The sequence below is a fragment of the Actinomyces sp. HPA0247 genome (genome assembly GCA_000411415.1).
Classification (GTDB): domain Bacteria; phylum Actinomycetota; class Actinomycetes; order Actinomycetales; family Actinomycetaceae; genus Pauljensenia.
On record KE150452.1, the window covers coordinates 371,161 to 385,432 of the forward strand.

Genomic DNA, 14,272 nt, shown 5'->3' on the forward strand with positions numbered 1-14,272 from the left:
AGCCCCAGTTTAGCGAGCCGCGCGCCTGCGGGGCGCCACGCGGGGGTCGCGCCCCGCCGATGCCTCGTCCGGTCGACCGATCATCCGCATACCGGCGCGGGCGCGCGCGAACGACGCCACGACCGCAACCGCGGTGATAGTAAACAGGAAGGACGATCCGCCGTAGGACACGAGCGGCAGTGGAACACCAATGACCGGGCCAAGGCCCGTCACCGATAGAACGTTAATGATCGTCTGCACCCCAATCCAGGAGGCAACGCCCGAGGACACGGCGACGACGAACAGGTCCGAGGTCCCCCGCGCCACTCGGATCATGCCCCACACCAGCAGACCCAGGCACACGAGGACGGCGAGTGTACCGAACAGGCCGAATTCCTCACCGACGATCGCGAAAATAAAGTCCGTGTGCGCCGCCTGCAGGTAATTCCACTTCTCACGCGACGCCCCGGGGCCGAGGCCAGTCAGGCCTCCCGACCCCAGTGCCCACAGCGAATGGTCAATCTGCTCGGGAGCAGACTCGTCCGGGCCCTTCGACGTGCCCGGCAGGATCGCAAGAATACGACGAATACGGGTCGGGTTCGACAGAACCAAGAGCACCAACGTGGGGACCGCGACCATGACGAGACCACCGAACCAGCGCTTGGGCAAGCCCGCGACCCACATGGCTCCCAGAGCACCCACCGCGACGACCATCGCAGTACCCATGTCTCGACCGAGCATCACCGCACCCAGCGCAATAAGAATCGGCAGGCCAACGGCAACTGCCATCGTGCGCAGGTCAGAGCGCTTCGACGCTGACTTCGAGACCATCAGCGCCAGGAACACAATAAGCGCGAGTTTCAGAAACTCCGACGGCTGGGCCATGATCGGCCCGAGCTTCACCCAGTTCGCGTTGCCGCCCTCGGACCGGCCGAGCGGGCTGAGCACCAGTGTCTGGAAGCCGAGGGCGCCCACGAACATCACCGGCGCAATGAAGACGAACCAGCGCTGCGGCACCAGCTGAACGACCATCGCGATCAGCAGCGAGACAACGATAATGAGAAGTGGACGGGCATACGCCGTGTACGGGTTCTCCCCCTGCGCGATCGACGTGACCGTCTGCGCGGAAAAGCCCATGACGAGGCCGAAAACCGACAGCACGATGGCCGGAAGGACGACGAGATAGTACGTCATCACCGGGTCCTCGTGACGCTCCTGGCCAGACCCGAAACGGATCCGAGGCAGCGTCACCGTCGGGATATGCCACCCGCGCTTATTCGTCGCCACCGGCGCTCCCCCACTGGGCGGCCAGACGCGAGACTGCGTCCGCGAACGCGTCGCCACGCTGACCGTAATTGTCGAACTGATCCCAGGACGCACACGCGGGTGCGAGCACAACAGTGTCGCCCGGCATGGAGAGCGCCACGGCCTCATTCACGACCGAAAACATCCAATCCTCGTGTCCATCGACCTCGACGAAAGGCACCTTCGGAGCCCCGTCCGACAGCGCGGCGACCAGGGCATGACGGTCCTCGCCGATCACAACGACGCCCCGCAGGGTCGGCTCGACCTGCTTGATGAGCTCCGTGAAATCCTGCCCCTTTGCGTCGCCACCGACGATCCAGATCGCGCTGCGCGGAGGTAGTCCGGCGAGCGAGGCCCGCGCCGCATGCGCGTTCGTCGCCTTCGAGTCGTCCACCCAGGTCAGATCCGCCACATGGGCGATGACCGCTCGGCGATGCCCGGCGGGACGGAAAGAGCGAAGCCCCGCTTCCACGGCCTCGGGCTCGACGCCGTACGCACGTGCGAGAGCGGCAGCGGCAAGCGCATCACTCAAAGCAGCAGCCGACGGGTGAGGCCCGTAGGCGCCCGACAGATCCGACACGTGTGCGAGGGCGACCGCCTGCCGAGCGCGGTTCTCGACGAAAGCGCGGTCGACGAGGAGTCCCTCAACAATGCCGAACTGCGACACCGACGGGGCACCGAGCGTCACGCCGATGGCACGCGCACCCTCGACGACGTCGGCGTTCTCCACCATGGCCTCGACGGTACGATCGGATGCCGGGTACACGCACGCCTTCACCGTGTTCTCGTACACGCGAGCCTTATCCGCCGCGTAGGCCTCAACGCTGCCATGCCAGTCCAGGTGATCCGCGTCCACATTCAGACACATCGACGCCAGAGGCGAGACTGTCCGCGCCGTGTGCAGCTGGAAGCTGGACAGCTCGACAGCAAACACCTCGGCATCGGAGTCGATCGCGCGCGTGATCGGAGTACCGATATTACCGACCTCTTCCACCTTCACACCCGCACAGCGCAGAATCTCTCCGAGCATCCCCACGGTGGTGGTCTTGCCGTTCGTGCCGGTCACCGTCAACCACGGGCGACCCGCGTGCGGCCCCTCCTCCTGGAGACGCCAGGCGAGTTCCACCTCTCCCCACAGGTCGATACCGGCATCCTCACAGGCGCGGAACACCGGGTGGTGCGCGGGCACGCCCGGAGACACGACGACGAGGTCGGGGCCCGCCTCGACGATCGCGTCGACGAGGGCGTTCGGATCCTCCTGAACACAGACCTCAACGTCAGCGACATCATCGAAGAACAGCGACTGTCCGCCGCGCGCGTCAAACGCGCGCACCTGCCAGTCGCGGGCGAGCAGCGCGCCCGCCGCACCCTGACCGGACTTACCCCAGCCGACGACAGCAGCGAGACGACTCATCGACGCGACACCCACTCCGCATAGAAGATACCCGCACCGGCAACCGCAACAATCGCGGCAATCAGCCAGAAACGGATCACGATCGTGACTTCCTTCCAGCCGAGTAGCTCGAAGTGATGGTGGAGCGGTGCCATCCGGAAGACACGTTTACCGGTGGCTTTAAAGACGCCGATCTGGATGACATCCGAGAGAACAACCGCGACGAACAGGCCTCCCACGATGACGGCGAGCAGCTCGGTCTGCGTGAGCATCGACAGGCCGGCGACAGCGCCACCAAGCGCGAGAGCACCCGTGTCGCCCATGAAGATCTGAGCGGGCGACGCGTTCCACCACAGGAAGCCCGCCAGCGCGCCAATGAGAGCGGCACAGAAAATCGCAAGGTCAAGGGGGTCACGCGTCGAGTAGCAGTTCGATTGATTCGCCCCGAGCTGCGTGCACGCCTGAATGCGCTGGAAGTACGTGATGAAGGTATACGCGCCGAACACGAAGATGGAGACACCCGCCGCCAGACCGTCCAGGCCATCGGTCAGGTTCGTCGCATTCGACCACGCCGTCACAATGAGATTCGTCCAGATCAGATACAGGACGACACCCACACCGAGCCCCGCAAAGCCCAACGTCAAGGCCGTGGGCCGCGCGAAGGAAATCTCGAGTGTTCCGGCATATTCGCCGAACTCGTTCGGCATGATGAGGGTTCCCAGCGCAAAGAGTGATGCGACGGCAACCTGGCCGATAATTTTGCCCGACGGGTGCAAACCGAGAGAACGCTGGCGCATAATCTTGATGCCGTCATCAAGCAGTCCGATGACGCCCAAGCCCACAAACAGGAACACGAGGAGCAGGCCGGACCACGACGGTCCGGCACCGGCGACCAGCGAACCAATCAGCCAGGCAACCACGGTCGCCAGAATGATGACAACGCCGCCCATTGTCGGCGTGCCACGCTTGGTCAAGTGCTGGGTGGGCCCATCCTGGCGGATGAACTGACCGTACTGGTGCAACACCAGGAAGCGGATGAGCAGCGGCGTGCACGTCACTGACAGCGCCATGGCGATAATGAACGCCGCGATAAGTCCAATCACCGGTTCGTTCCCTTCTCTCGCAGGATGTCTGCGACCTGCCACGAATGTGACCCGTAGGAGCCTTTGACCAGGATGACGGCGCCATCCTCGGCGTGTTCGATCGCCAGGCGCGCGGCCTGCTCGGGATCCGACGCGACCTCACGATGGGCCACACCCGGGGCCCCCTCTAAATAGTAGTGGGCATCCGTCCCCAGGCCAATGAGCGTGTCCACGCCCGCATCCTCGATCATGGCTCCCACCTGCTCGTGCAACGACTGCGAGTCATCGCCCAGCTCCAGCATTTCGCCGAGCACCGCAATGGTATGCGCGTCCGAGCCGATCGAGGCCAGGGCTGCGATTCCGGCACGCATCGAATCCAGGTTGGCGTTGTACGAATCGTCGATGAGGGTGAGTGCACAGCCCTGAACCGTGAGCTCATGAACGTCCATGCGATGAGGGCTCAATGCACGCGCATTCGACAAGACACTAGCCACTGTTTCCAGGTTAACCCCGAGTGTCAGGGCACCGGCTGCGGCAGCCAAGGCGTTCGCCACGTGGTGGCGACCCACAATCTTCAGGTCAATGCGTGCCTCGCCCTGAGGCGCCACGAGCGTGAAGGAAGCGCGGTCGGCGCGGTCAAGGCGCACGTCGATTGCCCGTACATCGGCGCGGGGATTACCCGAGGCGGAGAAGCGGATAATCTGCCCCGTCGCCAGAGGCGCCATCGCCTCAACATTCGGGTCATCAGTGTTGAGAATGACGGGGCCACCCGGACGCATCCCCTTGATAAGTTCAGCCTTCGCGGCGGCAACGCCTTCGAAACCACCGAAGCCACCCACGTGGGCGTGCCCCACGCACAGCTCGATGGCAACGTCCGGGGACACGATATTCGTCAGGTAGGTGATGTGGCCGGGACCCGATGCACCCATCTCGAGGACGAGGTGGCGCGTCGACTCATCTGCCAGGAGCACCGTCAACGGCAGGCCGACCTCATTGTTGAACGAGAGCTTGGGGGCCACCGTCGGCCCGTCCTCGCTCATGATCTGCAGCAGCAGATCCTTCGTCGTCGTCTTACCCACAGATCCCGTCATCGCGATGACATCGAGGTCTCCCCCGCTGCGAAGCTTCTCGACGTGCGCGTGAGCCAGGGCACCGAGCGCCTCGGTCGAATCCTTGACGACAATCTGAGCCACGGCCTCGTCGACCTCGTGTTCGACGATCACAGCGACGGCACCGCGCGCCACCGCCCCTGCAACGAACGTATGCCCGTCGGCGGCCTCGCCACGGCGCGCAATGTAGAGCGATCCCTCGGCTGCTTCGCGCGAGTCGGTGACCACCGGGCCTGTCACGAGCACATCGGGGCCAACCAGGCGACCCGACACTGCCTCAGCAATCCATTGTGCTGACGTCTGCATGTTCTACTCCTTCAGACTCACGGCGTCGTCGGATACAGGTTAGCGGACGACGTGGAGGCGGGGATACCCAGGTTGCCGACAGCGGTACGCGCAATGTCGCCAAACAGCGGAGCCGAGGAATCAGATGAGACCGACGCCACCCTCGGGTTGTACAGCACGACGGCGATCGCGAGGCGCGGCGCATCCGCGGGAATAATGCCGGCAGTCGTGGAGACGAGGCCGGACGCGCCATCGATGATCGTCTCAGCGGTACCGGTCTTCACACCCACGCGGTAGCCGGGCACCTTCGCGGCACCAGCGGTACCCAGATCGTCCTCGACGACGGATTCCATCATCGTGACCAGCTGCGAGGCAGCCGTCGCATCCATGGCCTGGACAGGCTGACTACCCTGTGGCACCTCAACTGTTCCATCCGCGTTCGTCCACGACTTCACAATGTGAGGCGCGATGCGCACTCCCCCGTTCGCGATCGTGGCGAGCGCTGAGGCCTCCTGCATCGCGGTAATCGCGTAGGCCTGACCGAACATCGTCACGTAGCGGTCACGGCCCTGCCACTGATCCGCACTGCGCAGCAGACCGGCGGACTCGCCGGGCAGCTCGACGCCCGTCTCCTCGCCAAACCCGAGAGCGCGCATCATCGCGTATCGCTGGTCGTCGCTCATCGTCTGGCCGATCAGGACAGTACCAGTGTTCGACGACTCCGCCAGAATGCCTGTCGCCGTCAGGGTTTCGCCGCCATGCTCGTGGAAGTCGGTGATAGGACCACCCGCGTCGGGAAGATCCAGCGCGTAAGGCACCTGGAAGACACTCGTCGGCGTGATCGTCCCCTGATTGAGAGCCGCCCCCACGGTCACGAGCTTGCCCACGGAGCCGGGCTCGAATGCGTCCTGAACCGCATGTACCTTCTGAGGGCTCGCATTGTCGGGCTCCTTGGAGTTCGAGTCCGCCATCACCAGCACATGACCTGTTGCCACGTCCTCAATGACGACCGCCCCCCAGTCGGCCTGGTGTTTCGTCACTCGCGCGTCGAGCAGTTCCTGAACCTGGTGTTGCAGGTCGGCATGCAGCGTCAGCTCCACATTGCCGCCGTTCTTCGGCTCAACAGTGGTCTTCTTACCGCCCGGCATCACCGCACCATTGGGCGCGATCTCGAAGGCCTGTGCGCCGGGCGTACCCGTCAGCAGCGTGTCGAACTGCGCCTCCATGCCCGAAGACCCCTGCCCTTCGGCGTTGACCGTCCCGATGACGGGCGCAGCAACATTGCCATTGGGGTACTCACGCTCAAAGACGGACTCCCACTCGATCCCGTAGATGTCGAGCTTACGGATCTCACGGTATGACACGGCATCCACGTTGCGCTTGATGTACACGTAGGTCGAGTCGCCCAGCATCATGCCGCCGAGCTCCGCCTCATTCATGCCGAGGATGGGGGCCAGGAGGCGCGCGGCCTCCGCAGGGCCACGGCCGACCTCGTTCCCGTCATCGTCAAGGTGCACGAAGGATCGGATATTCACCTGGTTCACCGCAATGTCGTACGTCTGGATCGAGTTCGCCAGAACGACACCCGTGGCATCGGTGATCGTGCCACGCGCAGCGGCAACCTCCGTCGAGGAGGTACGCACACGCTGCCCCTGCGCCGCCAGCGACGGCCCTTCGATGATCTGCAGCTGAACCAGACGCACACCACAGATACACAGGGCACCAACAAGGATGCCCACGATCCATCGCGAACGCGTGATGACGGTATCCATCGGTACTCGCCTTCCGAGTTACTTCGCGGGAGTCCCAGCCTCGACGCTGCCGGTTTCAAGGGTGATGAAGCCCGACTTTCCGGCGGGCACCATGCCGTTCGCCTTCGCAGCCTTCTCAAGCTCCGTCGGCGAGGCCTTCCGATCCAGCTCCGCACGCATCGTCCACGACTGCGCCTCCAGCTCATTAAGAACCAGCTGCTGCTCACGGATCTCGAACGACGTCTGAGCCATGCGCGTATTGAGAACCATCGATGTGACGACGGAGGCCAGAGCGACGGCGACGAAAAGCATAAGGATCGCCGCGACCGAGCGCCGAGGACGAGTGCCCTCAACGATACGCAGCTCATGGGCCTCCTCGCGGCGCAGCTCGGGGCGCGCTGCGGGACGTGCCTTCGCGGTTGCTGCACTCATGAGAGGTCCTTCCATTCGCGGATGAGCTCCGCTCCGCGCAGTCGCACGGAAGCAGATCGGGGGTTGTGGTCTTGTTCGGCCTGATCGGCCCTGTTCGCGCCCTTTGTCAGCAGGCGCAGGCTGGGAGCCATCTCCTCAGGGATGATCGGCAGTCCGGGAGGAGCGCTGCTGGTCGAGCCGCGACGCAGCACGTCTTTGACTATCCGATCCTCGAGACTCTGGTAGGACTCCACGACCAGGCGCCCGCCTACCCTCAGACTTGCGAGGGCCCTCGGCAGAGCGCGTTCCAAGATGGTGAGCTCGTCATTGACAGCCACGCGCAACGCCTGGAACGTCCGCTTTGCCGGGTTACCGCCGGTGCGTCTCGCGGGGGCCGGGATGGCCTCGCGAATGATGTCGACGAGTTCCCCGGTGCGCGTGATCGGCGCAGTGTCGCGACGTCGGATGATGAGCCTGGCGATACGCGGTGCGAATTTCTCTTCGCCGTACGTGCGCAGGATTCGGATCAGTTCACCTTCCGAGGCAGTGGCAAGCAAATCAGCCGCGCTCTGCCCGGTGGTCGAATCCATCCTCATGTCGAGGGGCGCATCTTTGGAGTACGCGAATCCGCGTTCAGCCTCGTCCAGCTGCAGGGAGGACACGCCCAGGTCCATGAGGACGCCATCCACGCGCGCCCCCTGTCCAAGTTGGTCTGCGACCGCCTCATCGATGTGGTCGTAGGTGGTGTGAACAGCTCGGAAGCGTGTCCCGAAACGCTCAAGACGCTCGGAGGCGAGAGCGATCGCCTGAGGGTCGCGGTCAATACCAATAACCGTCAGGTCCTCGAAGCGCTCGAGCGCCCCCTCCGTGTGACCACCCATGCCCAGCGTGCCGTCCACGAGAACCGCGCCGGGGCGCTGAATCGCGGGGGCAAGCATGTCGAGGCACTCGGCGAGGAGCACAGGCACGTGCCGCTCGCTCGCGGGGCGCGACGAATCGTGCACCGCCTGCGATGTTTCCACCATGTCGCGCCTCCTTTCGTGTGCCGACTGTCGTGTACTGGGTGTCCGATCCGTGCTTCCAGGTCCCCCACCGTGCTCCGCCACCGGGGAAGTGATGTCGGAACAGCGGGCGGAGACCTGAGAGCACGGGTCAGAACATCCCCGGGATGATCTCTTCTGCAGTATTCGAGAAGACCTCTTCCTGGACGGCGAGGTACTCGCGCCAAGCCGAGGCATCCCAGATCTCGGCTCGCGACCCCGCGCCAATGACGGCGAGTTCGCGACCCAGACCTGCGTACGCACGCAGGTCCGCAGGAACGCTAATGCGACCCTGCTTATCCGGGATCTCCTTGTAGGCTCCCGAGAGCATCACGCGGATCCAGTCACGCGCCTGCTTGGACGACAGGGGCGCGCGACGCAGTTCCGCGGTCATGTTCTCGAATTCCGCGGCAGGGAATGCATAGATGCAGTGCTCTTGGCCGCGAGTGAGGACGATCCCGCCCTCCATGTCCTCGCGAAAGCGCGCAGGCAGAAACATGCGGCCCTTGTCGTCGAGCTTGGGCTCATACGTACCGAGGAACATGTCACCGCCCTCCCCTGTTCGAAACTTTCCCCCACTTTAACCCACCACACCCCATATTTACAGAGGAACTTCCGGCGTGGCGTAAAAAACAGAGGTGTCAAACGGCTTCGTTTCAATGAAAAAATCGAGTGGAGAAAAGTGGGGGAAATCTTGCACACATTCGAGGAAACACACCTCCCACTCACCGCCCACGCCACGCACTCACCCCTTCCTCCTCGTCAGCAATCATTGAAATACCAACGCTAACCGAACGCCAAAGACCGGGAAACAGTCAGCAATCCGAGCCCGGTGGAGCAGCGTGGGGAGGACAGTGGGGAATGCCGGGGAGCACGGTGGGGAGGAGGGTGGAGGACGCCGGGGAGGACAGTGGGGAGGAGCGTGGAGGACGCCGGGGAGGACAGTGGGGAGGAGCGTGGAGGACACCGGGGAGGACAGTGGGGAGGAGCGTGGAGGACACCGGGGAGGACAGTGGGGAGCTGTCCAAGGATCCCGGAGAATGCTCTGCCCAAGCGCCACCCAGTTCAGCGCAGATCGCACCGCAGCGCTCTCCTCACACAGATCAACCACGCACAGGGACACACACGCCCAACATCGCGCGCACATTTGTGCGGCTACCGGGGTACGGGTGGGAGGATGTGCATGATGGTTGCGCAGCATTCTTAGTATTTCGTGCTGGTTCTGCGCGTACGCTGAAACAGTAGGGCGCGCCTCCAACGACGGGGGCACGCCGCAGGGCACCTCACCGTGGAGGAGTACGACGCCATGACGGTTCCACCATTGTTCGACCCCCTCGATACCGAGGATGAGGATCAGCTGCGGCGCGACACCACGTCACGGGAGGCAGGGCGCGAGGCCGATGCTGAGCACTGGGACACCCGCTCGCGTCCCTCGGGTATGCGGGCCCACGCCCAGGCGTGGCTGCACGTCGAGCCGTTCTATTGGACGATGCGCGTGGTCTACGTGTGCCTCGCCGCAGGAGCCGTCTTCGCCGTCTACATCAACGGGGTCGCTGAAGGCTGGTGGCACGCCTGGGGCGAAAAACCCAGCGTCGCAGCCACGGCCCCCGCCACCCAGCCCACGCCCGCACCATCAGTGTCGAGCGAGGCCGCGGTGTCGGGCGGCTATCAGATCGGCCCCGACGGCGTCCTCGTGCGCCCCGCCCAATACGCCGCAGACACCTACACCAAACCTGAACTCCCCGAAGAAGCCAAGGAAAACACCGAACGAGGAGCAGAAGCAGCCGCAGAACACTACCTCGCACTACTCGTCTACGCCTGGAACACCGGAGACACCCAACCACTAGCAGATATGTCCGATAGTGACTCAAAGTTCGCGCATGAGGTGACGCAGAGGATCAGCGATCTCTACGGTAATGGATGGGTATTTAACAATAGTTCCGCCGTGGAGCACGTTCTCAAGCTTGAACCTGCGGAATTAGCGGGTGCGGAGAATACATCTGACGCCGTGACAGTAGTACTAGCTATCAACTCGTCAGATGGAACGATTTGCCAGAACAAGAATATTTATGTTCACGATCAGCAATACCAATCCATATTTGCGCTAGTAATGACATGGAATAATGACCAATGGGTTGTAACCCAAGCGGGAATGGAAAAGACAAATGAGTGAGAAATTCCTTCGATTTGTCATATCGACAACTATCGCACTGCTATTGTCTGTGGCCGTTGCGCACACAGCATACGCGGAGGAAGTTACTCCCCCTCCCTTCTATGACACAGATGCGCACGATGACGCCATTGATTTTCTCCTGAAGCAAGGCATCAAACAATATAGCGGAAGTACTCAGCCTAGTAACGAGTCACCAACTGATGACACAATTCGGCAATCAAATTCTGCCATTGCGAGTCCTGATGCAGTGACCGCCATGGCAGATAGAAATTGTGACGGAAAAGGACACGAGGGCATTCAGTCAGACGGAAGTACCGCACTATATGCATGTCGCTCTATGTTCCCTAAAACTGGCGATTCAGGATGGACACCAACCACGCGCGAGATTCTGTACTATGCAGCCACAACAATCCACGCCGACGGCGCGGGCCTTCATAAGCGCCCCGCCAGGACGTCGTACACGAACAAGTACGTCCCCACACTCGTGGCGGCCACCCATCCGACCCAAACCCACACGATTAACCTGCTGGGACACGACATCACCATCACCTTGACGGCCACCAATTACGAATGGGACTGGGGCGACGGCACCCCACACACCATCACCGCCTACCAAGGGACGGTCTTCGAGAAGGGCATGGACCCCAACAAGGACCCCCGGCTGATCCGCCACTACTACACCCCACCCAACGGCTGGCGCTCACGCTTCGACGGCCCATACCCCGACGCCACACGCACCATCACCCTGACCACCACGTGGAGCGGCACCGCCACCAACCCATTCACCGGAGAAACCCAAACCATCAACGGCCTGGTCACCACCACGGAAACAACAGGCCCATTCCGACTCTCCCACCTCATCGTCTCAAACACCGACACCTGGGAAGAAAAACAAGGCCACTAAACCACCGAGGGGCGAAGGCCTCACCCTCCCGCGTGTTCACGGCACGCCAAGCATGCGATACATGATGGACAGCAAAGCGGGGCGCTCCGGTTTCCCGGTGCGCCCCGCTCCCAACAGTCTTGGATCGACGACGTCAGTCGTCATCCTTGCGGTTATCCCAGCGTCGCTCCTGATCCTGAATGAAGGAATCCCAGCCGCCACCCTTGCTCTTCTTCTCCGAGCGGGGCTCATCCGCACTGCGCCCCTTGCCCCCGGGCCGCGAAAGTGCGTAGAGCACTCCGGCGACCGTCACGGCGAAACCGACGACCCCCAGGAGGATCGACACGACGGAGTACCCCAGAGACACAGCAGCAACCAGCACAATCATGCCCAGGACAGCACCCGTCAGGCCAAGGGCAATACGGCGAGGAGCGCGAGGACCTTCCGCCGCCTTCGACTCAGGCTCTTCGGAGACGGGAGCGGACATCTGTGAGGCCAACGCCGGGTCTTCCTCGCGCAAAGATGCTTCCATCTGCTCGAGGATCTTCTTCTCATACTCGGTGAGAGCCATTGGGTGCCCCTTTCACATGGGTAGTACGAACAGCTTAGCGCGTCCGGTATGTCAGAGACGAACTGGCCTTACAGGAGGGTCCCCTGGCGCGCCTCGCTGCCGCCACCATCCAGCCCTTGCTCACCCCGGCCTCGTTGATCGGACGGAGCCTGAGCGGGAGCAGCCTCACCCGTATCCGCCCCGAAGGAACGCCGGTCGGGCGTCTTCTTACCGAGCAGCGTGGCCGGAGCGAGCGCACCGGCACCAAACTTCGTGCGGATCTGATCCATCGCGCGCTCCGAGGCGGCCGGTCGCTCGTCCCGATCCAACGTCACGGCGACTCCACCGGAACGCGACTGCAGGCCCTCCACGCGCACGCCGAAGAGACGCACCCCGCCGATCGGCATGTCCTCGCGCGAAAAAAGCTCACGCGCGGCCCTGGCAATGTCTCGCCCCGTGTCCGTGGGCGCCACGAGGCTCACGCTGCGCGTGATCGTATGAAAATCGGCGCCGCGCATCTTAATCCCGACAGTCCACCCGACAACCCCGCCCGCCCGCAGTCGACGCGCGCAATCGTGAGAGGCCGCCAGGATGAATTCCTCAATCTGGACCCGCGAGCGCACATCCTCCTCGAAGGTGCGTTCCATGCCGACCGATTTTTCGGCGCGCGCCGGGCTCACGGTCCGCGGATCGATGCCCCACGCAAGGTCGTGCAGGTGATGGGCCGCGGCGACTCCGAGGAGTTTCGTCAGGCGGGCGATGGGCGCGTGGGCGAGGTCGCCGATTGTGTCGATGCCTTCGCGATCGAGGACCGCTGCGGTTCGACCGCCCACACCCCACAGGGCCCCCACCGGCAGCCCGTGGAGGAAGTCGACCGTGGCCTGGTGAGGGATGAGGAGAAGCCCATCGGGTTTGGCGTGCGAGGAAGCGATTTTCGCGACCGATTTCGTGGATGCGATGCCAACAGATGCGGGCAGGCCGACGCTCTCGCGGATTCTCGAGCGGATGAGAGTCGCAATCGTCAGGGGTGATCCGAGGCGGCGGCGAGCCCCGGACACGTCCAGGAACGCTTCATCGATGGAGACCTGTTCGAGCGCGGGCGTGATCGTCGCGAGGATCCTCATGACCTCCTGAGAGTAGCGGCGATACAGGCCGTGACTGCCAGGAACGAAGGCCGCGTGCGGACACAGGGCTCGGGCACGCGATGTCGGCATGCCGGCGCGCACGCCAAGGGCTCGAGCTTCGTAGGTGGCGGACGTGACGACGCCACGCCCCGAGGTCCCCCCAACGATGATGGGACGCCCAACGAGGCTCGGGTCCTCGCGCATTTCGACCTGGGCGAAGAAGGAGTCCATGTCGACGTGGAGGATCGGGGTAGCCGAGTCGTCCGATCCCCAGTCGCGTTTCGCTCGCGCGTCCCTGGGAGCGTTTGACATGTCACCTCCTGCACCCATCGACGGTCTTCGTGGTTACAGTGTCCACCATGGCACGCTCATCTTCGTCACGCGACATCTCTTTCGACACGGATTTCGGCCCAGCGCATATCCGGTGGGATGGGCCGCGTGCGACGCTCTTCCTCGGTGAGGTCGAATCGTCCGCAGTTGACACGTCGGACCCCACCTACTTGGAGTTCGAGTACATGCAGCACATGGACGCTGTCGTGTCCTCGCTGTGGGGCGCTCAGGATCGTTTTCGCGCGCTTCATGTGGGCGGTGCGGCGTGCGCGCTCGCGTGCGCCTGGTCGGCGTCGCACCCACAGTCCCGCCACGTCGCCGTTGAGGTTGACCGTCTGTTGGCCGAGCAGGTGCGTGAGCACTTCCCGATCCCGAAGGCCCCGCAGGTCAAGATACGTGTGGGCGATGGACGTGCGGTCCTCGAGGGGACGCGCGAGGGGAGTTTCGATGTGATCGTGCGCGACGCCTTCGCCTCCGGGGTCACTCCGGATCACCTGCGTACGGTGGAGTGCGCGCAACGGGCACGCGCGACGCTGACGGCCCGAGGCGTCTACCTCGTGAACTGCGCCCATGGCGGGGCAGCAAACGCTCGTCAGGACGTGGCGGCCCTGCGCGAAGTTTTCCCTTTCGTGGCCTCTATTCAGGATCCGAAGGTGGGACGAGGCGGGAGGCGCGGTAACGTCGTCGCCCTGGCCTGCGCGGATGGCGTCGTTGACGTCGATGAGATCGATCGCGCCCTGCGCACGCTGGCACTGCCCGCTCGCATTACGCGGCCGCGGGACCTGGAGCGATGGGTGGCGGGAACGCCCGCTCTCAGGGATGCGCAGGTCGGTTATCCTCAGACCGATTAACGAGGC

At 63.6% G+C, this 14,272-nt stretch carries 13 protein-coding genes; 3 read left to right on the plus strand and 10 right to left on the minus strand.

Going from position 1 to position 14,272, the window contains the following annotated elements:
- Positions 1-9: 9 nt before the first annotated feature.
- The 8 genes from HMPREF1478_RS09705 to mraZ form a co-directional block, all read right to left on the minus strand.
- The gene (locus HMPREF1478_RS09705) at positions 10-1,266 is read right to left on the minus strand and encodes an FtsW/RodA/SpoVE family cell cycle protein (RefSeq protein ID WP_016461893.1); all 1,257 of its coding nucleotides are present in this window, start codon (positions 1,264-1,266) and stop codon (positions 10-12) included.
- Positions 1,253-2,698: a UDP-N-acetylmuramoyl-L-alanine--D-glutamate ligase gene (murD, locus tag HMPREF1478_RS09710; RefSeq protein WP_016461894.1), complete on the minus strand. Its 1,446-nt coding sequence runs from the start codon at positions 2,696-2,698 to the stop codon at positions 1,253-1,255. The genes HMPREF1478_RS09705 and murD overlap by 14 nt, the downstream gene beginning before the upstream one ends.
- The gene (gene mraY, locus HMPREF1478_RS09715; RefSeq protein WP_016461895.1) at positions 2,695-3,780 is read right to left on the minus strand and encodes a phospho-N-acetylmuramoyl-pentapeptide-transferase; all 1,086 of its coding nucleotides are present in this window, start codon (positions 3,778-3,780) and stop codon (positions 2,695-2,697) included. Before mraY ends, murD begins: the two co-directional genes overlap by 4 nt.
- A complete protein-coding gene (locus HMPREF1478_RS09720; protein ID WP_016461896.1) occupies positions 3,777-5,174 on the minus strand; it encodes a UDP-N-acetylmuramoyl-tripeptide--D-alanyl-D-alanine ligase in 1,398 nt (465 codons plus the stop codon). The genes mraY and HMPREF1478_RS09720 overlap by 4 nt, the downstream gene beginning before the upstream one ends.
- Positions 5,175-5,191: 17 nt before the next feature.
- A complete protein-coding gene (locus HMPREF1478_RS09725) occupies positions 5,192-6,925 on the minus strand; it encodes a peptidoglycan D,D-transpeptidase FtsI family protein (RefSeq protein WP_016461897.1) in 1,734 nt (577 codons plus the stop codon).
- 18 nt (positions 6,926-6,943) lie between these two features.
- Positions 6,944-7,336 (minus strand): cell division protein FtsL, encoded by a 393-nt coding sequence (gene ftsL / locus HMPREF1478_RS09730; RefSeq protein ID WP_016461898.1) that lies wholly within the window; start codon positions 7,334-7,336, stop codon positions 6,944-6,946.
- Positions 7,333-8,340, minus strand: a complete 1,008-nt coding sequence (rsmH, locus tag HMPREF1478_RS09735) for a 16S rRNA (cytosine(1402)-N(4))-methyltransferase RsmH (protein WP_016461899.1) — start codon at positions 8,338-8,340, stop codon at positions 7,333-7,335. The genes ftsL and rsmH overlap by 4 nt, the downstream gene beginning before the upstream one ends.
- Positions 8,341-8,467: 127 nt before the next feature.
- Positions 8,468-8,899 (minus strand): division/cell wall cluster transcriptional repressor MraZ, encoded by a 432-nt coding sequence (gene mraZ / locus HMPREF1478_RS09740; protein WP_016461900.1) that lies wholly within the window; start codon positions 8,897-8,899, stop codon positions 8,468-8,470.
- A 762-nt stretch (positions 8,900-9,661) separates the two neighbouring features.
- Between mraZ and HMPREF1478_RS09745 the strand changes: the two genes are divergently transcribed.
- On the plus strand, positions 9,662-10,528 hold the full coding sequence (locus HMPREF1478_RS09745) for a DUF6318 family protein (RefSeq protein ID WP_016461902.1): 867 nt from the start codon (positions 9,662-9,664) through the stop codon (positions 10,526-10,528).
- Complete coding sequence (locus HMPREF1478_RS09750) at positions 10,521-11,432, plus strand: hypothetical protein (protein WP_353579752.1); 912 nt, start codon at positions 10,521-10,523, stop codon at positions 11,430-11,432. Before HMPREF1478_RS09745 ends, HMPREF1478_RS09750 begins: the two co-directional genes overlap by 8 nt.
- 133 nt (positions 11,433-11,565) lie before the next feature.
- Here HMPREF1478_RS09750 and HMPREF1478_RS09755 read toward each other — a convergent pair whose 3' ends face one another.
- Positions 11,566-11,982 (minus strand): DUF3040 domain-containing protein, encoded by a 417-nt coding sequence (locus HMPREF1478_RS09755; protein WP_016461904.1) that lies wholly within the window; start codon positions 11,980-11,982, stop codon positions 11,566-11,568.
- Between the two features lie 68 nt (positions 11,983-12,050).
- A complete protein-coding gene (dinB, locus tag HMPREF1478_RS09760) occupies positions 12,051-13,397 on the minus strand; it encodes a DNA polymerase IV (protein ID WP_016461905.1) in 1,347 nt (448 codons plus the stop codon).
- Between the two features lie 47 nt (positions 13,398-13,444).
- Between dinB and HMPREF1478_RS09765 the strand changes: the two genes are divergently transcribed.
- Positions 13,445-14,266 (plus strand): spermidine synthase, encoded by an 822-nt coding sequence (locus tag HMPREF1478_RS09765; RefSeq protein WP_016461906.1) that lies wholly within the window; start codon positions 13,445-13,447, stop codon positions 14,264-14,266.
- Positions 14,267-14,272 lie beyond the last annotated feature (6 nt).